The following is a 24791-nucleotide window of genomic DNA, read 5'->3' on the forward strand; positions in this document are numbered from 1 at the left end:
TTGCTTGATTATGCTTAACAAAAGAATAAAATCGTTACTATTTTCTTTGTTGATTCTAAGTACAGGATTTGCACAGGACAAACTAGCACTACCCGAAATACCCGATTCTCTAAAGGAGAATGCCAATTCGATAGTAGTAAGCTATATAAGGGATATTAACTATCTGTCGGATGTTTCCGCCGAAGAGAAGAACAGTTCCATCATAACAATCCTGAACAGTAAAGGGGAAAGTGAAGCCGGTTTTGGCTGTAGCACCGATATGTTCAGCGAATTGAAAGATTTCCGTGGAGTTATTTACGACGCCACCGGTAAACAAATACGTAAGATCAAAAAATCGGAATTGAGGTTTTCTGAATATACCGAAAGTTTGGCAGATGATAGCAGACACTATTATTTTGAACCCGATATCGCCAATTATCCGGTCACCATCAAGTACGAATGGGAGATAAAGCATAAAAATGGATTGATTGGCCTACCTCCCTTTTTCCCTCAGGGCAGTTTCAACCAGTCAGTGATTAAGGCTGAGTATCGTCTCCACGCGCCAGATAAAGTTGAATTCTTGTTCAAGGCGGTTAACATGAATGAAAAGCCTGAAGCTGTTAACGAGAAAGGAAACTCATATCAGCGATGGGGAGTGGCCAATATCAAAGCAATTGAAAACGAACCTTACACAAAACCGGCAACCGAGCTAATTCCAAAACTTTATTTAGGCCCACGAAACTTTACCTTCGACAAAACCAAAGGTGAAATGAGTAACTGGAAAACTTATGGGATGTGGCTATTTGGTTTGTTAAAGGACAGGGACATACTGTCTGATGCCAATAAAAAGAAAATTGCGGAACTGACCAAAGATTGCAAAACAGACTACGACAAGGTGAAGATCTTATATGATTATCTGGCAAAAACCACCAGATACGTAAGCATCCAACTGGGTATAGGCGGCCAACAACCTATGCCTGCCGAAGAGGTGGCAAAAACCGGTTTCGGCGATTGTAAGGCGCTCTCCAACTACATGCGGGCCATGCTCAAGGAAGTTGGAATCCCTTCCACCTATACAGTTATCAGCACCGAGAATAAAAGACTGCTTAAAGATTATGCCAGTGCAAATCAGATGAATCATGTCATCCTTCAGGTTCCTCTGCCGGAAAGAACCCTTTGGCTGGAATGCACAAATCCAGATTATCCTTTGGGTTATGTTCACGAAGACATTGCCGGACACGATGCCTTGTTGGTTAAAGAAACAGGCGGAGAAATTGTCACTTTACCAACCTACAAGGATTCACTGAATACCGAAAATCACAATGTTTTAATTACTATTACGGAACAAGGAAATGCCACTGCAAAGGTTACACGTGTAAGTAAACTTCTTCAGTACGAGAACATGTTTATCTTCAGCAAATTATCTCCTACAAAACAGATCGATTTTTTGAGAGAAAGGGTGCAGCTGCCACAGGCAAGAGTAAACAACATCAGCTTCAAGGAAGAGAAAACTGCAAATCCTTTATTTACTGTAAATTACAATGTAGATTGCGAAAAATATGGAAGCAAAACCGGAAATCGCCTCTTTGTACCAATAAATGTTTTCCGTGGAGGGCTTCCCAGACTAACCGTGAAGAAGAGAGTCAGTCCTATTTTAGTAAATTCCGGATTTCTTGACAGCGACACAATTACGCTGGAAATTCCCAAAAACTACGTAATAGAGTCATTGCCAAAACTACCTGTTATGGAGAAAAAATTTGGAAAATTCAGCTCTATTATTTCTCCTATGGGCGATAAAATTGTGATTATAAATCAGCTATCACTCCTCTCAGGAGAATATGACGCAGAACAATATCCGGAATTTGCAGCTTTCTGCAAAGAGGTATCCAATGCCTATGCCAGTAAAATAATACTAAAAAAGAAAGAACAGACATTATAAAACTGAGAAAAACGTAATATATTCGGCTTGGTTGTCCAGCAATTAAAGCCTTCTGTGAAATCGGAATTATATTCTGCACAGCATCAACAAATGTTTCGTACTTAAAGATTCGCTCTTTTGTACGAAACATTTTTTATTGTTCTTCAGCAATCTGATAATATTCCCTTAAAATAATTAAATGATTCACGCATGAACATCTGTTTTTTTATTACTTTTACGAAATGAAACGATTCGTTTCAACACCGCCCGTTAAAGGGCATTTGTCTCCTCGCTGAGACGCTCTCGAACAGATAAGAAAAAAATAAAATATATAATGAGTCACAAATGGAATTATCAATCCCCGACATCAGAACAGAACGAAGCGAGCCAGGCATTAACAGATGAATTGGGAATCAGTCCCATTCTGGCAAGACTTCTTGTGCAACGAGGAATTGAGAGTGCTGAAGAGGCCAAGAAATTCTTTCGTCCACAACTCCATGATCTCCATGACCCTTTCCTGATGAAAGACATGGATGTGGCTGTTGAGAGGCTAAACCGAGCCATGGGGCGGAAAGAACGAATTATGATTTACGGAGATTATGATGTAGACGGAACAACTGCTGTTGCGCTCGTTTATAAGTTTATCCAGCAGTTTTATTCAAATATAGATTACTACATCCCCGACCGCTACAACGAAGGATATGGAGTTTCCGTTCAGGGAATTGATTATGCTGCCGAAACGGGAGTAAGCCTAATCATTGTACTCGATTGTGGCATTAAAGCTGTAGATGAAATTGCCTATTCCTGTGAAAAAGGGATTGATTTCATTATTTGCGATCACCACGTTCCAGACAATGTACTTCCACCTGCGGTTGCCATTCTGAACGCCAAAAGAGAAGACAACACTTATCCATACACACACCTTTCAGGCTGTGGAGTAGGGTTCAAATTCATGCAGGCCTTTGCTAAAAGTAATGGCATAGACTTTCATCATCTCACACCGCTGCTTGATTTGGTAGCAGTGAGCATTGCTTCGGATATTGTTCCAATTATGGGAGAAAACCGCATCTTGGCTTATCACGGATTAAAGCAGCTTAATTCAAACCCCAGCATAGGTTTGAAAGCAATAATCGATATTTGCGGACTAAGCGAGAAAGAGATCACGATGAGTGACATCGTTTTCAAAATAGGTCCGCGCATCAATGCTTCAGGACGAATTCAGAACGGAAAAGAGGCCGTTGATCTGCTTACAGAAAAAGACTTCTCACTGGCTTTGGAAAAAAGCAACCTGATTAATCAGTATAATGAAACCCGCAAAGACCTTGACAAGAGCATGACCGAAGAGGCCAATAAGATAGTTGACCACTTGGAAGGTCTTGAAAACAGGCGTTCCATTGTGCTCTTCAACGAAGACTGGCACAAAGGAGTTATTGGCATCGTTGCTTCAAGATTGACAGAAATCTATTATCGCCCAGCAGTTGTGCTTACCCGTACGGACAATCTCGCAACCGGTTCCGCCCGTTCTGTTTCCGGATTCGATGTTTACAAAGCCATCGAACATTGCCGCGATCTGCTTGAGAGTTTCGGTGGACACACCTATGCAGCCGGGCTTTCCATGAAAGTGGAGAACGTGGAACAGTTTACCCAAAGGTTCGAAGAGTTTGTTTCCAAACACATTCTACCTGAACAAAGAAGTGCTGTGATCGACATAGATGCGGAAATCGATTTCAAGGACATCACTCCACGTTTCTATGCGGATTTAAAGAAGTTCAATCCCTTCGGTCCGGAGAATCACAAACCTATTTTCTGTACCCATCATGTGTATGACTATGGTACCAGCAAAGTAGTAGGACGTGATCAGGAGCACATCAAGCTTGAGTTAGTGGACAACAAATCGAACAACGTCATGAACGGCATTGCTTTCGGGCAAAGTTCGCAGGCACGCTATATTAAGACCAAACGTTCTTTTGATATTTGCTACAGCATTGAAGAAAACACTCATAAACATGGGGAAATTCAACTCATGATTGAAGATATAAAGCCTACGGAGTAGACAGTTATGCCGGTTAATTATCACGAGATACTGAAACAGTATTGGGGATACACAGAATTCCGCGACCTGCAGGAAGATATTATCACCAGTATTGGTGAGGGGAAAGACACGCTGGGACTAATGCCTACCGGTGGTGGGAAGTCCATTACGTTTCAGGTGCCGGCCCTTGCCAAAGAGGGAATCTGTCTCGTAATTACTCCATTAATAGCCCTGATGAAGGATCAGGTACAGAATCTGAGGAATCGGGGAATTAAAGCCGTTGCTATTTACTCTGGCATGACTCGCAGAGAGATTCTAATCGCTCTTGAGAATTGCATTTTTGGCGATTACAAATTTCTATATATCTCTCCCGAACGCCTGGACACAGAGATCTTCCGTTTGAAACTCCGAAGCATGAAGGTAAGCATGATTACCGTCGATGAATCTCACTGTATCTCACAGTGGGGATACGATTTCCGGCCTGCTTATCTTAAAATCGCAGATATCCGCGATATGCTTCCTGGTGTACCCGTTCTGGCATTAACCGCTACAGCCACACCGGAAGTGGTTAAAGACATTCAGAAAAGACTTCATTTTGCTAAAGAGAATGTCTTTCAGATGAGTTTCGAGCGGAAAAACCTGGCATACATTGTACGTAAAACCGACAATAAGCAAGAAGAACTCCTGCATATACTTAATAATGTACCGGGCAGCGCCATTGTCTACGCTCGCAGTCGCAAACGCACCAAAGAAGTTGCCGATCTACTAAAAAAGAATGGAATTTCAGCAGATTTTTATCATGCCGGTCTGAATGATGAGGTGAAGGATCTACGTCAGAGGAAATGGCAAACCGGCGAATTTCGTGTAATGGCAGCAACGAATGCTTTCGGTATGGGTATTGATAAAGCTGATGTGAGACTAGTGGTTCACGTTGATCTTCCGGATTCACCCGAGGCTTACTTTCAGGAAGCCGGACGAGCTGGTCGAGACGGACAAAAAGCCTATGCTGTGGTGCTTTATTCCAAGTCGGATAAAACAACGCTGACAAAACGCATTTCCGATACATTTCCTGATAAAGAGTACATCAAACAGATTTATGAACATCTGAATTTCTATTATCAAATGGCTATGGGTGACGGACAAGGCAGAATGTACGAATTTAACCTGGAACAATTCTGCCGTAATTTCAAGCACTTCCCGGTTCCGGCCGATGGTGCCCTGAAAATAATTTCGCAAGCAGGATATATAGAATATACAGACGAACAGGATAATGCATCCCGGTTGATCTTTACGGTGGGTCGCGAAGAACTCTATAAATTCAGAGAGATGGGTCCTGAGATGGAGGCTCTACTGCAAGCAGTACTCCGATCATACACCGGAATATTTACCGACTATGCATACATCAATGAAGAGTCACTGGCCATCCGTCTGAACCTTACCCGTCAGCGGGTTTACGAATTGCTTATCCAATTATCCAAAAGAAGGATTATTGATTATATTCCTCATAAAAAAACTCCTTATATTATATATACCCGCGAACGGGTTGAGCTCCGTCATCTCCAAATACCCAAAGAGGTATACGAAGAAAGAAAAGAAAGATATGTAAAACGGATACAGGCGATGATATCTTACGTTACAGCAGATAATGCCTGTCGCAGCCGCATGTTGCTTCGCTATTTCGGAGAAAAGAACGAGCACAACTGTGGTCACTGCGACATCTGTCTTCTAAAAAATGAAAGTGGCCTGCGGCAGTACGAGTTCGATGAAATAGAATCATGCATTCTTGAAATAGTGGGAGAAAATCGCCTTACTCCTGCGGAAATTGTACAGCAATTAAACCAAGAGCCTGAGAAAATAAGTATTGTAATCAAATATCTGTTAAACGAAGGAAGATTATTTATTGCAGACGGAATGATATATGCGAAGAAATAATTACCTTTATACTTTCATTCAGTTATTCACCTATAAAAAGACAACATCTTATGGCGAATTTTTTTAAGACTTTTTTCACTGGAACTAACCCAGAAACAGAAGAAGATAAAGCAAAAGAAAAGAAAAAAAACTTCGAGTTATTCAAATACGATGGAATGCGTGCTGAACGTATTGGAAACACAGATTATGCCATCAAGTGTTACCAACAAGCTCTTGACATTGAAGAAGATTTTGAAACTCTTGGTTATCTTGCAAAAGTCTACATTCAGCATAATGAACTGGAAGAGGCCATTAAACTGCTTCACCAAATGATCGGGATTGACTCTAAAGTTGCATCCACCTATCTTACTCTTGCCAATGTGTATTACCTTCTCGAAGATTATCGCAATACAATAGACAACTGTCTTCAGACAATTCAACTGGAAGAAAATAATATGCCTGCGTACCTGCTCCTTGCCAGGGGAAATCGGGGAGAGAAGGACTACATTAACGCCATTGCCCATCTGACAAAAGCAATCGCTCTAAAGAATGATTTCGCGGAAGCTTATCTATTGCGGGCAGAAGTTCTGAAAGAGATGAATATGTTTGCCGATGCTATGGAGGATGTTGAAAAGGTACTGAAACTTGTACCTGAAGAGGAATCAGCCTACCTGCTTCGCGGAAAACTGAAAGAGATGACTATGAAAACAGAAGAGGCAACTGCCGACTATAAGTATGTGATTGACCTGAATCCTTTCAACGAACAAGCGTACTTGTATCTGGGACAGCTGCTTATTTCCGAAAAGAAGTATGCAGAAGCCATTGAACATTTTGATGAAGCCATTGAACTAAAGGCAGATTTTAGTCAGGCATACCATGAACGCGGACGTGCCAAATTCCTGAATAACGACAAGGAAGGTTCATTGGAAGATATGAAAATAGCAATGGAATTGAACCCCAAGGCAGAAGAGAATCTGGAAGGACAATTTGATAATTTCTCGAACATTTATAAAGGGGCCTCTATTTTTTAGGGGAGTTTATCAAAACAAAAATCTGCTTATTTTGAAAAAAAATAGATAATATTGCTTGTTATTTCAATTAATGTAGTAATTTTGCTTCCGAATTAGAACAAAAGACAGATATGAAGTCATTTACTTATGCATACTTTTTCTTTTATTACTTTTACTTTAGCAACAAAGTAGAGCGGGAATTTGTATGTCTAAGTTAAAACATCAGATAAGATAAAACGAAAAATAACATCAGAATCCCGCTTCATCGAAGCGGGATTTTTTTTTAATAGGTATCGTCAACAATGAAAAAGATTGCTATACAAGGAACACTAGGTTCATTCCATGACATTGCAGCCCATAAACTCTTCCCCGGTGAGGAGATAGAGCTTAAATGCTGCGCCCATTTCAGGGATGTATTTGCAGCAGTGAAAGCAGACAGTCAGGCCCTTGGCCTGGTTGCTATCGAGAATACCATTGCCGGAAGTCTGCTGCAGAACTATGAATTACTGCGAAAGAGCCATTTACAGATTGTGGGTGAATATAAGTTACGAATCTCTCACTGCCTTGTATGCTTGCCCGACGAGGACTGGAATGATATTGTCGAGGTTAATTCCCACCCCATTGCACTGATGCAGTGCCAGGAATTCCTCAACAACCACCCCCGTTTCAAGGTTGTTGAAGCTGAAGATACAGCAAAGAGCGCGGAGATTATCCGGAAAGAGAATCTGAAAGGACATGCCGCCATCTGCTCCAAAGCCGCAGCCAAGCTCTATGGGATGAAGATACTTCAAGAAGGTATTGAGACAAACAAACACAATTTCACCCGTTTTCTTTTGGTTGCGGACCCCTGGATAGCCGATGACCTCCGAAAAGAGTTGAACATCAACAAATCTACCATTCTTTTCTCATTGCCTCACACCGAAGGAAGTCTTTCTCAGGTTCTCTCCATCCTTTCTTTCTACAACATCAATCTTACCAAAATACAATCATTACCCATCGTTGGCCGGGAATGGGAATATATGTTCTATGTAGATCTTACATTCAGCGATTACCTAAGGTATCGTCAGGCTATTGATGCCATTACCCCACTAACCAAAGAACTAAAAACACTAGGAGAATATGAAGAAGGAAAATCAAGTACCAAATTATAATATCGTTCCGGCCTCAAGATTGGCTGGTGTGAGCGAATACTACTTCTCACGAAAACTGAAAGAGGTAGCACAGATGAATGCGGAAGGAAAACAGGTTATCAATCTGGGCATCGGAAGTCCGGACCTTCCCCCTTCGGCGGAAACATTACAAACTATGTGCGAGCATACCATGCGCAAGGATACTCATGGCTACCAACCGTATGTAGGGATTCCCGAACTCAGGAAAAGTTTCGCAGAGTGGTACAAGAAATGGTACAACGTAGATTTGAATCCGGCTACGGAAATACAGCCATTAATAGGTTCGAAGGAGGGTATTCTCCATGTTACACTCGCTTTTGTCAACCAGGGAGATGCCGTTCTGGTACCCAATCCGGGTTATCCAACCTATACTTCACTAAGTACCTTGCTGGGTGCCGAAGTACGTCCATACAACCTCAAGGAAGAGAATGGGTGGATGCCCGACTTTGAAGAACTGGAAAAGATGGACCTGAACAACGTTAAGTTGATGTGGACCAATTACCCCAATATGCCGACTGGTGCCAATGCTTCGATGGAACTGTATGAGAAATTGGTAGCTTTTGCCCGTAAACACAACCTGGTAATTGTGAACGACAATCCATACAGCTTTATCCTGAACGACCATCCGCTGAGCATTCTTAGTGTACCGGGAGCCAAAGAGTGCTGCATTGAGTTCAACTCGATGAGCAAGAGCCACAACATGCCGGGATGGCGTGTGGGTATGCTGGCTTCCAACGAACAATTTATCCAGTGGGTATTAAAAGTAAAAAGCAATATCGACTCGGGCATGTTCCGTCCGTTGCAACTGGCGGCAGCCAAAGCATTGGGGTGCGACGCCACCTGGTATGCAGAAATGAATAGTGTTTACCGTCAACGTAGAAAACTGGCAGGCGAGATTATGAATGCCCTGGGATGTACTTATGATGAAAGTCAGGTAGGATTATTCCTTTGGGGAAAAGTACCTGAATCGTGCGAGAATGTGGAATCACTGACCGACAAAGTGCTTTACGAAGCGAATGTTTTCGTCACTCCTGGATTTATCTTCGGAAGCAACGGAGCCAGATACATCCGCATCTCTCTTTGTTGCAATGAAGATATGCTGGCAAAGGCATTGGAAAGAATCAAAAAAATGAATAAGTAAAAAACAAATAAATATAGTCAAGATGGAACTAGAATCTATTTTATTACCGGGTATGGAAGCAAAACGACCAATCGTAATTGCCGGTCCATGCAGTGCAGAGACAGAAGAACAAGTAATGGATACTGCTAAGCAGTTGGCAAACAAGGGCATTAAGATTTTCCGTGCAGGAATCTGGAAGCCACGCACTAAACCGGGAGGTTTCGAAGGAGTTGGTGTAGAAGGCCTTTCCTGGTTGAAAGAGGTAAAGAAAGAGACTGGTATGTATGTTTCTACAGAGGTTGCAACTGCCAAGCATGTATATGAAGCGTTGAAACAAAACATCGATATTCTATGGATAGGAGCGCGTACTTCAGCCAACCCCTTTGCCGTTCAGGAAATTGCTGATGCCTTGAAAGGCGTTGATATACCGGTATTGGTTAAAAACCCGGTTAATCCCGACCTTGACTTATGGATCGGAGCCCTGGAACGCATCAACAATGCAGGACTTAAACGCCTGGGTGCCATCCACCGCGGATTCAGTTCTTACGATAAGAAGATATACCGCAACCTTCCTCAATGGCACATTCCCATTGAACTGCGCCGTCGTATCCCAAATCTTCCTATTTTCTGTGACCCCAGCCACATCGGCGGGAAGCGTGAACTGATTGCCTCTCTGAGCCAACAGGCAATGGACCTGAACTTCGACGGGCTGATCATCGAATCACACTGCAACCCCGATGTTGCCCTTAGCGATGCCTCTCAACAAATAACCCCCGACGTCCTGGATTACATCCTGAATCTTCTGGTTATCCGTACTGAAACACAAAGCACCGAAAGTCTGGCAGAACTAAGAAGACAGATTGACGACTGCGACAATGCACTCATTGAGACGTTGGCAAAGAGAATGCGTGTGAGCCGTGAAATAGGAACGTTCAAAAAAGAGCATAACATGACAGTACTTCAGAGCGGACGTTACGATGAAATTCTATCCAAACGGGGAGCACAAGGTGCAGAGTTCGGAATGGATCCCGAATTTGTAAAAGCTGTGTTCGAGGCTATCCACGAGGAATCAGTACGTCAACAAATGGAAATAATCAACCAGTAAGAAACAACAAAAATGAGGATATTAATTCTTGGAGCCGGAAAGATGGGCTCTTTCTTTACAGATGTATTAAGTTTCCAACATGAAACAGCAGTATACGATGTTAATCCACAACAACTCAGGTTTGTGTACAACACCTATCGTTTCACTACGCTGGAAGAGATCAAGGAATTTGAACCCGAACTGGTTATCAATGCCGTTACCATCAAATATACGCTCGAAGCATTCAGACAGATTCTGCCTGTATTAACCAAAGATTGTATTTTAAGTGATATTACAAGCGTAAAGACCGGACTGAAAAAATTCTATCAGGAAAGTGGCTTCCGATATGTATCCACTCATCCCATGTTTGGCCCTACATTTGCCAGCCTCAACAACTTGTCAAGTGAGAGTGCCATCATCATCTCTGAAAGCGACCATCTGGGGAAAGTTTTTTTCAAAGATCTGTATAGCACACTTGGCCTCAACATCTTTGAATACACATTTGATGAACACGACGATACAGTAGCTTACTCACTCTCCATTCCGTTTGTTTCCACTTTCGTCTTTGCAGCCGTAATGAAACACCAGGAAGCCCCGGGAACCACCTTCAAGAAGCACATGGCCATAGCTAAAGGACTGATGAGCGAGGATGACTACCTGCTTCAGGAAATTCTTTTCAATCCTCGTACTCCTGCACAGGTTGAGAACATCCGCCGCGAGCTGAAAGAGATATTGGAAATTATCACTGCCAAAGATGCAGATCGTCTAAAGAAGTACCTCACTAAGATTCGTAAGAATATTCAGTAATCAAGAGTTTATAAAAGCCGGCATTTCTATACCCGATATAGATTTGCCGGCTTTTTTATTTTCTTAAGATTCGGTATAGTTCATTCGTTGTCTCGCCCGTGCCAAACAATCCTAATGAATTTTCAAATGTCACCATCTATAATGCACAAAACACTCATCCTACACTCATAAAATAGATTAATTATTATTAACAAAAATATTTCATTTCCTATTAATTCATCATTAAGTCATTATGAGTTTTAAAGAATGTGAATCATAGCAGAACTAAACATTATACCCAAATGTTTATATTTGACATGCATTTTTTCAATCAACGTTTATACCTATTTGACTATGAAAATTAAATTTACACTCACAGCTATTATTGCGTGGGTATCATTATTTACTTTCGGGCAAATAACAATACCTAAAAATGCAACTTTCGTAACACCGAAAGTTACGCAGCAATTAAAAGGATTGTATCAGACTAAGAACCTTAAAACCCTTAACCTCCTGTTCCCAGGAGAAAGAGTAACCTCTCAAGCTCCGGATCTGAAATCTTCAGCCGCCAAACAAAAGCTAGACAGCATAGTGAGCCACAAGTGGGATGCTACCAATCAGTGGGTTAAATATACCAAAGAAGAACATGCATATGATGACAATGGCAGATGGGTTACAGGGGTTTATTATAGCTGGAACAGTGATATCAATCGATGGGCAGAAGGCATTAAAGATGTATACACTTATAATGCCAACAACAAATGGGCTTCGAGTATTAACTACAACTGGAACACCAATACAAACCAGTGGGTTAATAATTCAAAAAATGAATATACCTACAATGCCAATGGTTATTGTACACAACTTCTCGCTTCTGAATGGAAAGCTTCCAGCAGTCAATGGGTCAACAACTCAAAAGATGAACTTACTTATAATAGCAATGGTTATTGGACACAAGGTATTGTTTCAGAATGGGATACGATAGCCAACCAGTGGGTTAATGGTTTAAAATACGAATGCGCCTACAATGTTTACAATAAAATCACTGAAATCATTGTTTATTATTGGAATGCAGAAACAAGCCAATGGACAAACTTCATGCTGTTTGAATTTATATATTATACTGCTGATGGAAAGTTAAAAGAAAGCAATGTTCATTTTTGGGGTGAACCAATCTATTCTGCTGAATGGTATCTGGTTACAAAAAATGAGTATACATACGACAGCAATGAAAGATTATTTACAGAGATCATCTCTGAATATAATATCGATATTATTTGGGGGTACGAATTGTCTAATAAATCGAAATATGAATATAGTTACGATGCCAATGGAAACAGAACTCAAAGCTTTGTTTCGAAATGGGATATTGACACCAGCAGTTGGTCCTCCTACTCAAAAGAAGTAAACAGTTACGACTTAGCATACAACTTCACCGATTTACTTTTACCTTCTGAATATTTTGTACTAACTATTCCTTCTTCAAATTTAACGCCAGACATTATAAACAAACCTCTTGAGGATATTGAATATCTTTGGAATAAGACATCCACAAATTGGGACAATAACACCAAAGACATTTACTATTATTCTGATTTGAATGGCAGTGGAATAAACGAAGTTACAACAGATAATCTCATTATTTATCCAAATCCTGTTTCTGAAGGATTCTACCTAAACCTTTCTGAGAAGAATATAAAAGTTTCAATTTATGATTTTAGTGGCAACCTTCTTTTCACAAAGCAACTATCCGGCAACGAATACATCAACGTAAGCACCCTTCCACATGGAATTTATATGATAAAAGTCACAACAGACAAAGGCATAATGACCAAGAAGTTTGTTAAGAAATAGCTCATACATTGACAATGTCAAAAAGTACGCCCCGTTAATCACTCACGTGATGGCGGGGCGTTAATCCTTTTCATTAAGGATCATTAATTAACTGTTCTATAAGGTAAGTTCTATGTTACCTGCTCAAAGGTAATACTATTTATTTATTGACAAATAATATTTTTAAAAGAATATTCATTTAATTTATATTAAATGCTTTAATTTCAGCAAATAAGCCAAGAATGAGATAAAATTTTATTTTCAGATGGAATTATTTTAAAGCAGATATTATTTTATTCAATGTTCAAAAGTTAGCTGCAACGGATAATATAATTGAATGATGGATCGTCAAATGAAGTAAATATATTAATAGGTAAATATTCAACGCACAAGCTGTCGGTGCTTTTGTCTTAGCTTCGTTTAAATTGGTATAAATTCTTAAAAATGAAATCTTTTGATACTATTTATTTTTCATATCCTTTTTTAAAAAAAATGAAGTAGAAATCTCAGAAAATGGACTTTTGCAGAAAAACGACATAAGATTTTGGATGAGAGACAATAAAATAAGGTAGAAGTAAATATTGACGCTTATTTAATACAGAAGCCAATTTGAGAGAGAGAGATTATTATAAAACGGCCAACCGGCTACAGCGGTAAGCAGATTAGAAGTCTATCGGCATCAGATTATCAAAGACATAAAGAGAAACTAACCAATTCATAGTGAAAAGTTAATCCAATTATGTACAAGACCAAGGTGAATCATCTACAAGATCGAAAGTAATCATGTACAAGATTGAGGGGCAATCTTGTACATGATTGAATTAGTTCAACCTTTTAAAAAGGTTAGTTCATGGTTACACATTCATTAAATATTGCTTGAAAGAAGCATAATCCTTCGCCAGAGGAACGCTCTTCTTCTCGCCATGCATAAAAGCTTGAAGTTTGGCAGGAATATTCACCTTCTCTCCTATTATTTTTTCCACCGTATCCAGGAACTTGGCCGGGTGGGCTGTTTCCAGGAACACGCCGGTTTCGCCCGGTTTCAGGTTCTCGGCAAGAGCACGGTATCCGCAGGCTCCATGAGGATCGAGCAGATAATGAGTTTTATTATATACCCACTGCACTGTTTCACTAATCTGCTCATCTGTATAAGTAGCTCCACTTATCTCCTTTACTATGGCTTCGTGGCTACCTCCGTATAGATCGAGTACACGTGCAAAGTTGCTTGGGTCGCCCACATCCATGGCATTGGCAATAGTCGCCACCGAAGGTTGTGGTTTATAGTCACCCGTTTTCAGGTACTGGAAGAAAATATCGTTCCGGTTGTTGGAGGCTATAAATCGGGTAACGGGCAAGCCCATCCGTTTGCCGAAGAGCCCGGCGGTGATGTTACCAAAGTTTCCGCTTGGCACGCAGAACACTGCATTGTTTGCCCTGCCCAGTTTTTTCAGTTGTGCATAGGCGTAGAAATAGTAGAACGATTGTGGCAGGAATCGTGCCACATTGATGGAGTTGGCCGAAGTCAGTGACAAGTGTTCGTTGAGCTCCTGGTCCATGAAGGCCGACTTAACCAGCGCCTGACAGTCGTCGAACGTTCCGTCCACTTCGAGAGCGGTGATGTTCTGTCCCAGTGTGGTAAATTGTTTCTCCTGTATTTCGCTCACTTTTCCTTTGGGGTATAGTACATATACATGAATGCCTTCCACGCCTAGGAATCCGTTGGCTACGGCACTTCCGGTATCACCCGAAGTGGCAACCAACACATTCACGTTTTTCTGCCCCTGCTTTTTGATAAAATAGCCCAGCAGACGGGCCATGAAGCGTCCGCCCACATCCTTGAAAGCCAGTGTGGGGCCGTGGAACAGCTCCAGCGAATAGATATTGGGGGAAACCTCAACCAGAGGAACATCGAAGCTGAGCGTGTCGTACACAATCTGTTTCAAAGTTTCGGCAGGGATATCTTCTCCAAAGAAGGCATCTGCCACCCGATATGAGATTTCCTGAAAACTCAGGTTCTCTATTTGATCAAAAAAGTCTTGTGGAAGCGGTTTGATTGACTCTGGCATAAAAAGTCCTTTATCAGACGCCAGACCTTTTACCACTGCTTCCTGTAAATCGGCAATAGGTGCCTTTTTATTAGTACTATAATATTTCATCGCATTAGTTTTAATCATGATTCAAGAATGCGTTAATAAATTCATTTTCTTTTAATAAACCGTAAGCCCCCTCTTTCACGGAGAATTCATCGTACGTTTGCACGGAATCGGGTTCAATACCCGGATACCAGATCAGGAAAGGAACCGGTTCGGCGGTATGGGTACGCAGTTCGCAAGGAGTAGGATGATCGGGCAATATGGCAATGGCCACCGGCTCATCCCAATTCTTCACTGCTTCGTAGATGGGTCCCACGGCACGGGCATCGAAATTCTCTATGGTTTTCAGCTTCAGTTCCACATCTCCCTCGTGGCCAGCCTCATCGCTAGCCTCGATATGCAGGTAAACAAAGTCGTCGGTACGAAGCGCTTCGAGTGCCGCCGCCACTTTATTCTCATAGTTGGTGTCGTAGAGTCCGGTTGCCCCTTCTACATCAATGCGGCGAAGACCGGCATAGTAGCCAATACCGTGAATCAGATCGACAGCCGATATTACTGCTCCCCTCTTGATGGAAGGGAAAGTTTCTGTAAGTGGTTCCATTTGTGGACGATAACCGCCTGACCATGGCCAGATACTGTTTGCGGGATCTTTTCCTTCTGCCATTCGTTTCAGGTTCAACGGATGATTGCGAAGCAATTCCTGGGATTTGAGAATCAATTCATTAATCAGGTCTGTCGTTTCCTGTGCTTCCGGTTGGGCAGCCTTTACAAGCAGCGGACGGAAAGGTTTCAACGGCACGTCGTGGGGTGGGGTGCAATCCAGATGTTTGTTTCCTCCCTTTATCACCAGTAGGTGGCGATAAGACACGCCTGTATGAAAGCTGACACGCTCGTCGCCCAGCTTCTCCTGCAGGAATCGAATCAGCACATCGGCATCTTCGGTGGTGATATGGCCGGCAGAATGATTCTTCAAGATATCTCCTTCAACACATACCAAGTTGCAGCGCATGGCCATCTCCCCCGGTTTTAGCTCTACACCGATGCTGGCAGCTTCCAGCGGGCCGCGACCTTCGTACACTTTTGGCAAATTATAGCCGAGTACCGACATGTTTGCCACCTCACTTCCGGGATGAAACCCCGGAGCTACTGTAATCAATTGGCCGGTTTTACCCATTTTTGCCAAAAGATCCATGTAAGGCGTCTTTGCATATTGCAAAAGCGTCTTATTTTCCAGTGAAGGAACCGGCCAGTCGGCCATCCCGTCACCTAATAAGATTATGTGTTTCATATTATCTTATGTTTGCGATGCTCATGATATCGGCAAATACTCCTGCCGCGGTTACACCTGCTCCTGCTCCATACCCTTGAATCATCATTGGATATTCGCAATATCGCTCGGTAGTGAGCAATATGATATTGTTGCTTCCTTCGAGTCCGTAGAAGGGATGACGGAAATCCACCTCCTGCAGTCCCACAGAGGCTTTTCCTTCCTCGAACCTGGCAACAAAACGCCAGTGTTTCTTTTCACTTTCCAACACCTTTCTTCTTGCTTCGAAATCAGCATCTAGTGAAGGAACTTTTTCCCAGAATTCCTCAAGGGTACCTTTAAAGAATTCGTCGGGGATAAAGAGATTCTTTTCCACATCGGTCTGCTCCAGTTTATACCCTGCCTCACGTGCCAGAATCACCAGCTTACGGATTACATCCTTTCCACTGAGATCGATGCGCGGGTCGGGTTCCGAATACCCCTCTTCCTTAGCCATCCGGATGGTACGACTAAAAGGGATGTCGGCACTGATCTTGTTAAAAATATAGTTCAGGGTACCGGATAGTACCGCTTCAATCTTCAGAATCTTATCACCGCTGTTTCTCAAGTCGTTAATAGTATTAATTATCGGCAGTCCAGCGCCCACATTTGTTTCGAACAGGAACTTCACGCCACGGTGACGGGCAATTTGTTTCAGTTCGAAATAGTCTTCATATCTGGAGGAAGCAGCTATCTTATTGGCAGCCACGACAGAAATATTGTGTGAAAGCAACTCTTTGTATATCGAAGCAACATCGGCACTCGCGGTGCAATCCACAAATACGGAGTTGAATATATTCATTCCAATTACCTCGTCACGAAGAATAGCTGGTGAATTGGGGATTCCTTTTGTTTTCAGATCTTCCCTGAAATTTGCCAGGTCGATCCCTTCCCGGCAGAAAAGAGCTCGTGTATGGTTGGAGATGCCTACCACATTCAGCTTCAATCCGTTTTGCTGCATCAGTTTCTGCTGCTGGCAACGGATTTGCTCAATAAGGCTTCCGCCCACCGTACCGACACCGCAAATGAATAGGTTCAGTACCTGGTACTCTGATAGAAAAAAAGAGTCGTGGATTACGTTGAGGGTTTTACGAAGGTACCGAGCATCTATCACAAAGGATATATTGGTCTCGGAAGCTCCTTGGGCACATGCTATCACATTGATGCCGTTGCGCCCCAGCGTTCCAAACAGCTTTCCGGCAATGCCAGGAGTGTGCTTCATGTTCTCACCCACAATAGCCACTGTTGCCAGTCCGCTTTCGGCTGTCACCCAACTAATTTCGCCCATTTCAATCTCTTTGGCAAACTCCTCGTTCAGCGCCTTGCATGCCAGTTCAGTATCTGCGGTTCTCACCCCGATTGAAGTATTATTCTCGGAAGAGGCTTGCGAAACCATAAATACGCTAATTCCGTTTTTTGCCAGTGCCTTAAAGATGCGATAGTTCACGCCAATAACACCTACCATACCCAAACCTTGCACAGTTATCAGGCTGGTATCATTGATGGAGGAGATTCCTTTGATGGCCTTACCACCGGCAGCCGACTTCTCTTTCACAATGATGGTTCCCGGAGCTGAAGGGTTGAAGGTGTTTTTAACAATGATAGGAATCTCTTTATGGCAGACCGGATAAATTGTTGGCGGATATACCACCTTGGCACCGAAGTTACACAACTCCATTGCTTCCACATAGCTCAGTTCGCTAATGGGATATGCGGCACTGATTACTTTTGGATCTGCTGTCATAAAACCATCCACATCCGTCCAGATTTCCAGAACGGAGGCGTCTAGAGCAGCCGCAATAATTGAAGCGGTATAGTCTGATCCCCCTCTGCCCAGATTGGTTACGTCACCGCTTACCTTATCCGAAGCAATAAAGCCACCGACTACAGATACCGGATGAATTGCATTAAATGTCTCTTTAATCAATGCATTTGTTAGCTCCTTGTCAAGGGTGTGCTTGTTGTGCTTAAACTCAGTTTTGATAAACTTCCGCGAATCGTACCATTTGGCACCGTCAATCAGCTCGGCCACTATTATGGATGACAATCGCTCGCCATAACTCACAATGGTATCGGCTGTTTTTGCTGAAAGGTCCTTAATCAAACTGATTCCCTGGAAAATATCCTTCAGTTCATCAAGAAGGGCACGTACCTGCCTTTGAAGAGCTACCTGACGTTCACCGCTCGGAATTACCTCTTTCACCATATTGACGTGACGCATCACAATTTCACGAAACTCCTTTTCGTACGACGGATCGCCTGCTGCGGCAATTTTCGAGGTATTAATCAATTGGTCGGTTATGCCTCCCAATGCTGATACTACCACAATGACGGGTACTTCTGACGACTCTACTATCTTCTTAACATTTAAAATGCTGTTCACGGAACCTACGGATGTTCCGCCGAATTTCATTACCTTCATGTTTATAATTTTAGGAACTCTCCACCTCACAAGGCAGGAGTTGATTGAATTTACTTATATAATAAGATTTGATTTTTGAAAATGCTTGCTGATTGCAAGCGTGATTCACGTAGAAACACAATAACTATCCCTTACCCCCAGGGGGTCATGGTACACATGGACGTGGTATGCGGATAGTAATTTACCATATCTGTATTTCTTCGTTAATTAGATGAGTTTCGCAAAAATACAAATTATTATTATCTATCTATCACTTTTTGAGAAAAATTTGTGATAAAAAGCAATATAATCTTCATTTTAGCCATCTTTTATCAAAAACAAGAATGTTTACCGACTGAAAATCAACAAATACTTTTCTATCATTTTGTTATATTTTTTAGAGAATATAACTATATTTGCGTCAAAAATATGGCAATTTTGAAAGGATGAAGCAAGAGAACACTTCCGTATTGATAATTTACACCGGTGGAACAATCGGCATGATTAAGAATGCCGAGACAGGGGCTTTGGAAAACTTTAATTTCGAACAACTGCAGAAACATGTTCCCGAACTTAAAAAGCTGGATTTCAATCTGGATTCCTGCCAGTTTGATCCCCCACGCGACTCTTCGGACATGGAACCGGAAGCATGGGCTGACCTGGTGCGGATTATCTATGAAAATTATGAAAAATACGACGGATTTGTAATTCTTCATGGCACCGACACCATGGCTTATAGCGCTTCCGCCCTCAGCTTTATGCTCGAGAATCTGAGCAAACCGGTTATCTTCACAGGTTCGCAACTACCCATCGGGATGCTTCGTACTGATGGAAAGGAAAACCTGATGACCAGCATTGAGATAGCTGCTGCCAAATACAGAGGCAAACCGCTGGTTCCGGAAGTATGCATCTTCTTTGAGAACCATTTGATGAGAGGAAACCGGACTTCTAAAATCAATGCAGAGAACTTCAATGCATTTAAGTCATACAACTATCCGCCACTAGCTGAAGCTGGTATACATATAAAATATGAACCGTCGCTGATACACCGATACACTAATGGCAAGCCGCTTACACCCCACCTGGTTCTAGACACCAATGTGGTGATTCTGAAACTATTTCCCGGTATTCAGGAAAGCACAGTGGAGGCAATGCTCTCTCTACCTGGACTGAAAGCAGTGGTACTAGAGACATATGGATCGGGTAATGCTCCAAGAAAACCTTGGTTTATCAAACAACTCATAGAAGCTACAAAGCGAGGCATAGTGATTGTTAATGTAACGCAATGTAGCGCTGGAAGTGTGGAAATGGATCGTTACGAAACAGGATTGCAACTATTACAGGCAGGAATCCTGAGCGGATATGACAGTACCACGGAATCGACCGTAACCAAACTGATGTTCCTGCTGGGACACGGATTGCCCCCTGAAGAGGTACGAAAAATGATGAAGATATCCATCGCCGGAGAAATTACCGTTAAATAATCTGTTTCTGAAAATTATTCGGTATTTTTGCAATTAATTGTAGCAGATAGAATTAATGGCAAAAGATAAAACCGTATATGTATGCTCCAACTGCGGGCAGGATTCACCGAAATGGGTAGGCAAATGCCCTTCCTGCGGTGAATGGAACACCTATGTGGAAGAAATTGTCCGCAAGGAGGTTACAAACAAACGTCCGGTATCAGGAATTGAGACCCCAAAAGCCAGGCCAGTATCTTTATGCGACATAACCACCTCCGAGGAGCCCCGCATAGACATGAAAGATGAGGAGCTGAACCGGGTATTGGGAGGCGGACTGGTGCCGGGCTCGCTGGTGCTTATTGGCGGTGAACCGGGAATTGGGAAATCAACCCTGGTGTTGCAGACGATACTTCGGATGAAAAACCGACGCATCCTCTATGTTTCGGGGGAAGAGAGCGCCCGACAGTTGAAACTCCGGGCCGACCGCATTCAGCAACACACCGCCGATTGCCTTATTGTCTGCGAAACATCCCTGGAACAGATTTATACTCATATAAAGAACACACAGCCCGAGCTGGTGATTATCGACTCTATCCAGACTATTTCAACCGAAAGTATTGAATCGTCACCCGGGAGCATTGCCCAGGTTAGGGAGTGCTCGGCTTCAATCCTGAAATTTGCCAAAGAGACTGGCACACCGGTAATACTGATTGGGCACATCAACAAGGAGGGTAGTATAGCCGGTCCTAAAGTACTGGAACACATTGTGGATACGGTACTGCAATTCGAAGGAGACCAGCATTACATGTACCGTATTCTGCGTTCTATCAAAAACCGCTTTGGAAGCACATCCGAACTGGGTATTTACGAAATGCGGCAGAATGGGTTACGCCAGGTGAGCAATCCGTCGGAACTACTTCTCTCGCAAGACCATGAAGGGATGAGCGGAATTGCCATTGCCTCAGCCATTGAAGGGGTGCGCCCTTTCCTGATAGAGACACAAGCACTTGTAAGCTCTGCTGCATACGGCATGCCGCAACGGTCGGCTACCGGATTTGATATCCGACGGATGAACATGCTGCTGGCAGTGCTCGAAAAAAGGGTAGGATTCAAACTGGCACAGAAAGATGTCTTTCTGAATATAGCTGGAGGACTGAAAGTTAACGACCCGGCAATCGATCTATCGGTAATCAGCGCCATTCTTTCTTCGAATATGGATACGGAGATTGAGCCAATGGTATGCCTGGCTGGTGAAGTGGGTCTTTCGGGAGAGATTCGTCCGGTGAACCGTATAGAACAACGTATTGGCGAAGCGGAAAAGCTGGGATTCAAACAGATGATTCTCCCCAGACACAACATGCAAGGACTGGACAAAAGCAAAATCAACATTGAATTGGTACCGGTCAGAAAGGTAGAAGAGGCTTTCCGTTGCCTGTTTGGATAATTAAAGAAATAAAGATGATACAAGAGATACAACTAAGGATATTACCCGAAATTGCTGCCAACGAGCAGCGACTAAAAGAATACATAGCTAAAGAGAAGGGAATTTCCCTGAAACAACTGAATGCTGTACGGATATTGAAACGCAGCATCGACGCACGGCAGCGGACGGTTTTCATCAACCTGAAAGTGCGCACCTATGTGAACGAGATGCCCGCCGATGACGAGTTTAACCACACCGAATATCAGAATGTGGAGAATGCTCCGCAGGTAATTGTGGTGGGAGCCGGCCCTGGAGGACTATTTGCGGCACTTAAGCTGATTGAGCTAGGCATAAAACCAATCGTGGTAGAACGTGGAAAGAACGTGCGTGACAGGAAAAAGGATATCGCCCTGATTTCTCGTGAACATATTGTTGATCCGGAATCAAACTACAGTTTCGGGGAGGGAGGTGCCGGTGCCTATTCGGACGGAAAGCTTTATACCCGAAGCAAGAAGCGGGGCAATACAGAGAAGATACTTAATGTATTCTGCCAGCATGGAGCAAGCACTTCGATTTTGGTTGATGCCCATCCTCACATTGGTACGGATAAACTTCCCAAAGTGATTGAAAACATGCGCAACACCATTCTGGAGTGCGGCGGAGAGGTGCACTTTGAAACAAGAATGGATGCATTGATTATTTCGAGTAACGAGGTGAAAGGAATAGAAACCAATACCGGGAAGAGCTTCTTGGGACCAGTAATTCTGGCTACCGGACACTCGGCCAGAGATGTGTATCGCTGGCTGAATGCCAATAATGTGGCCATCGAGGCGAAAGGAATTGCTGTGGGAGTTAGATTGGAACATCCGCAAATGCTGATTGATCAGATTCAGTACCACAACAAGAACGGGCGGGGCGACTATCTTCCGGCTGCAGAATACAGCTTTGTGACTCAGGTTGAAGGACGGGGAGTATACAGTTTCTGTATGTGTCCCGGCGGATTTGTGGTACCTGCAGCCAGTGCTCCCGAGCAAGTGGTAGTTAACGGCATGTCGCCCTCAAACCGAGGTTCCAAATGGAGCAACTCGGGCATGGTGGTTGAGATTCATCCCGAAGATTTTCCAGAATATGCCAAATACGGTCCGCTGGCTTTAATGGAGTTTCAGGAAGAGCTGGAACATCAGTGTTGGATTCAGGGAGGCATGCGCCAAACGGCACCAGCACAACGAATGGTGGATTTTACACGGGGAAAACTGGGGACTAACCTACCCGAATCTTCCTATAGCCCGGGGCTGATAAGTTCGCCTCTTCACTTCTGGATGCCTCCTTTTGTTGCAAAAAGACTTTCGCAAGGATTCCAGCAGTTTGGACGTACTTCGCATGGATTCCTGACCAACGAAGCTACCATGATTGGAGTGGAGACACGTACTTCATCACCGGTACGCATTATCCGCGATTCGGAATCACTACAGCATATCACGATGAAAGGATTGTTCCCCTGCGGAGAAGGAGCCGGATATGCGGGTGGCATCGTATCTGCCGGTATTGACGGAGAACGTTGTGCGGAAAGTGCGGCTAAATATATCAAAGCGGAATAATTAATTTACTTAATCGGACGAAAGAATATGGAGAACCTGGAGATTGCAATTATCGATGCCAATACACTAACCTGCATGGGATTGAAAAACCTGTTGGAAAAGCTGTTATCCGGAGCCATTATCCGTACATTCCCTGACTTCCCGGCATTTGCCGATGATACACCGGATATGTATACGCACTATTTCATCTCTTCGCAGACCTATATTCTTTACAATCCTTTTTTTTTGCCCCGTAAGGAGAAGACAGTGATTATGATGCACGGAGCAGGCACTCATACTTTCCCGGCCTCAAACCACATTGTTAACATCTTCCTGCCGGAACAAAAACTAACCGAGGAACTGATGAAATTCTTCTCCGACAATCCGGAAAACATGGAGAGACTACCGGCTGAAGAAGATTTATCGGCCCGGGAGATTGAGGTCCTGATTTTAATAGCCAAAGGACTGATTAACAAAGAAATAGCAGAAAAACTCAACATCAGCCTTACCACTGTAATATCACACCGGAAAAATATCACAGAAAAGCTTGGCATCAAATCAGTTTCCGGACTTACCATCTATGCCGTGATGAACGGATACATTTCACCGGACAGGATATAGATTCTCGGATTATTGATTTATGGCTCCGCAGGAAGGACACTCCCCTTTCTCCTTCATCAGTGCTCCGCACTTACCACATCTATATTTATAGGTCATCCGGCTATTAATCTTTTTTATCAGGACATAGAAGAACATGAACAGGCAGATATATCCCACATAAAAAGAAGTGGCAATAATAAAGAAAAAATAACAGAATATGCAGCAGACAGCCAACCCCAAGAGATAAAGGAGAGCCGATGATATGGAAAGCTGATGGAACAGCTCTTCCAGGGAGGCAAAGAAGACAATTATATAAGCCCAGACACTCAGAATGAATATACTCAGGATGAAGGGTACCTTGAAGGGATTCAAACTGGGGTTGAAATAAAAATGTTGCCAGGTGTCAGGTGCAAACATCTGCATGGTTTCGTAAATGGTTGCTGAAAATGCCAGTAAGAAGCAGAGCATCAATGGATATACGCTATTGATATCATTAAAATAGACTAATAGGAGTTTCTTTTTCCGATAAATTCGGAAAAGAAAGATAGCCAGCGCCAAGGCTACAACTGCAAGAGAGTAAGAGGCATGGGTATGGCTGAAGAGGAAGATTGATTGAGAACCGATATTGACCGGAACCAGCTGATTTACCACATCCGATTTATGAATCCACCCTTGTGTCTTTTGATCCCGGGCTACCTTTACCCAAACGGAATCAACCGTATCGGAGGGCTGTACCATAAACTCGGCCACCACCACCCGGTCGCCCTTGGAAATGGTTACAAACTTATCTTTAAAGGGCAGTTGGGCAAGCTTAACCGTATCCGACCAAACCTCAAAATTCTTGTTGAGCGTATAATGATACTTATAAAGATAGGAAAGAGAATCCTTGGTTTTCTGTGAAATCTCCTCTTTGTCGAGATCTGGATGTTTATACTCACAGGAATAAAAAAGCGTTGAACCAAAAAGGAACAGAAAAAAAACAAGACGATGCATACCGGAAAACAGTTTTTCCACTTGGAGAAACATCTTTAGTACGTTTCTTAATGATCTGTTCTGAAATAAATCCATCCCTCTCTCTTTCATAAC

The 24791-nt window shown here is 42.9% G+C and carries 17 protein-coding genes; 13 read left to right on the top strand and 4 right to left on the bottom strand.

Going from position 1 to position 24791, the window contains the following annotated elements; all coding sequences use genetic code 11:
• The first annotated feature begins 10 nt into the window (after positions 1-10).
• The 9 genes from ABWU87_RS09510 to ABWU87_RS09550 all read left to right on the top strand — a co-directional run bounded on the left by ABWU87_RS09510 (position 11) and on the right by ABWU87_RS09550 (position 12863).
• Positions 11-1918, top strand: coding sequence for a DUF3857 domain-containing protein (locus tag ABWU87_RS09510; protein ID WP_353330213.1), 1908 nt, complete (start codon positions 11-13; stop codon positions 1916-1918).
• Between the two features lie 313 nt (positions 1919-2231).
• Complete coding sequence (gene recJ, locus ABWU87_RS09515; protein ID WP_353330214.1) at positions 2232-3950, top strand: single-stranded-DNA-specific exonuclease RecJ; 1719 nt, start codon at positions 2232-2234, stop codon at positions 3948-3950.
• 6 nt (positions 3951-3956) lie between these two features.
• Positions 3957-5861, top strand: a complete 1905-nt coding sequence (locus tag ABWU87_RS09520) for a RecQ family ATP-dependent DNA helicase (RefSeq protein ID WP_353330216.1) — start codon at positions 3957-3959, stop codon at positions 5859-5861.
• 50 nt (positions 5862-5911) lie between these two features.
• A complete protein-coding gene (locus ABWU87_RS09525) occupies positions 5912-6871 on the top strand; it encodes a tetratricopeptide repeat protein (protein WP_353330218.1) in 960 nt (319 codons plus the stop codon).
• 281 nt (positions 6872-7152) lie between these two features.
• Positions 7153-8001, top strand: coding sequence for a prephenate dehydratase (locus tag ABWU87_RS09530; protein ID WP_353330220.1), 849 nt, complete (start codon positions 7153-7155; stop codon positions 7999-8001).
• Complete coding sequence (locus ABWU87_RS09535) at positions 7970-9160, top strand: pyridoxal phosphate-dependent aminotransferase (RefSeq protein WP_353330222.1); 1191 nt, start codon at positions 7970-7972, stop codon at positions 9158-9160. The genes ABWU87_RS09530 and ABWU87_RS09535 overlap by 32 nt, the downstream gene beginning before the upstream one ends.
• 22 nt (positions 9161-9182) lie before the next feature.
• A complete protein-coding gene (locus ABWU87_RS09540; RefSeq protein ID WP_353330224.1) occupies positions 9183-10244 on the top strand; it encodes a bifunctional 3-deoxy-7-phosphoheptulonate synthase/chorismate mutase type II in 1062 nt (353 codons plus the stop codon).
• A 12-nt stretch (positions 10245-10256) separates the two neighbouring features.
• Positions 10257-11030, top strand: coding sequence for a prephenate dehydrogenase (locus ABWU87_RS09545; protein WP_353330226.1), 774 nt, complete (start codon positions 10257-10259; stop codon positions 11028-11030).
• Between the two features lie 333 nt (positions 11031-11363).
• Positions 11364-12863, top strand: a complete 1500-nt coding sequence (locus ABWU87_RS09550; protein WP_353330228.1) for a T9SS type A sorting domain-containing protein — start codon at positions 11364-11366, stop codon at positions 12861-12863.
• A gap of 833 nt (positions 12864-13696) precedes the next feature.
• Here the strand turns inward: ABWU87_RS09550 and thrC are convergent.
• Genes thrC through thrA form a run of 3 tightly spaced genes read right to left on the bottom strand, consistent with a single transcriptional unit; the run spans position 13697 to position 18663 of the window.
• Positions 13697-14998, bottom strand: a complete 1302-nt coding sequence (gene thrC / locus ABWU87_RS09555; protein WP_353330230.1) for a threonine synthase — start codon at positions 14996-14998, stop codon at positions 13697-13699.
• Between the two features lie 10 nt (positions 14999-15008).
• On the bottom strand, positions 15009-16223 hold the full coding sequence (locus tag ABWU87_RS09560; protein ID WP_353330232.1) for a cofactor-independent phosphoglycerate mutase: 1215 nt from the start codon (positions 16221-16223) through the stop codon (positions 15009-15011).
• A gap of 1 nt (position 16224) precedes the next feature.
• Positions 16225-18663 carry a bifunctional aspartate kinase/homoserine dehydrogenase I gene (gene thrA / locus ABWU87_RS09565; protein ID WP_353330234.1) on the bottom strand — a complete coding sequence of 813 codons (2439 nt, stop codon included), beginning with the start codon at positions 18661-18663 and terminating at the stop codon, positions 16225-16227.
• Between the two features lie 425 nt (positions 18664-19088).
• Here thrA and ABWU87_RS09570 point away from each other — a divergent pair, with 425 nt between their 5' ends.
• The 4 genes from ABWU87_RS09570 to ABWU87_RS09585 are packed head-to-tail and all read left to right on the top strand — an operon-like array spanning position 19089 to position 23726.
• Complete coding sequence (locus ABWU87_RS09570; protein ID WP_353330236.1) at positions 19089-20126, top strand: asparaginase; 1038 nt, start codon at positions 19089-19091, stop codon at positions 20124-20126.
• A 55-nt stretch (positions 20127-20181) separates the two neighbouring features.
• Positions 20182-21549 (top strand): DNA repair protein RadA, encoded by a 1368-nt coding sequence (gene radA / locus ABWU87_RS09575; RefSeq protein ID WP_353330238.1) that lies wholly within the window; start codon positions 20182-20184, stop codon positions 21547-21549.
• A 14-nt stretch (positions 21550-21563) separates the two neighbouring features.
• Positions 21564-23126, top strand: coding sequence for an NAD(P)/FAD-dependent oxidoreductase (locus ABWU87_RS09580; RefSeq protein WP_353330240.1), 1563 nt, complete (start codon positions 21564-21566; stop codon positions 23124-23126).
• A 27-nt stretch (positions 23127-23153) separates the two neighbouring features.
• Positions 23154-23726: a response regulator transcription factor gene (locus tag ABWU87_RS09585; protein WP_353330242.1), complete on the top strand. Its 573-nt coding sequence runs from the start codon at positions 23154-23156 to the stop codon at positions 23724-23726.
• A gap of 9 nt (positions 23727-23735) precedes the next feature.
• On the opposite strand, the gene ABWU87_RS09590 is transcribed toward ABWU87_RS09585, so the two are convergent.
• Entirely contained in the window at positions 23736-24773 is a 1038-nt protein-coding gene (locus ABWU87_RS09590) for a hypothetical protein (RefSeq protein WP_434533922.1), read from the bottom strand.
• Positions 24774-24791: the final 18 nt, after the last annotated feature.

Origin of the sequence: Bacteroides sedimenti (genome assembly GCF_040365225.1) — a bacterium.
Classification (GTDB): Bacteria; Bacteroidota; Bacteroidia; order Bacteroidales; family Bacteroidaceae; genus Bacteroides; species Bacteroides sedimenti.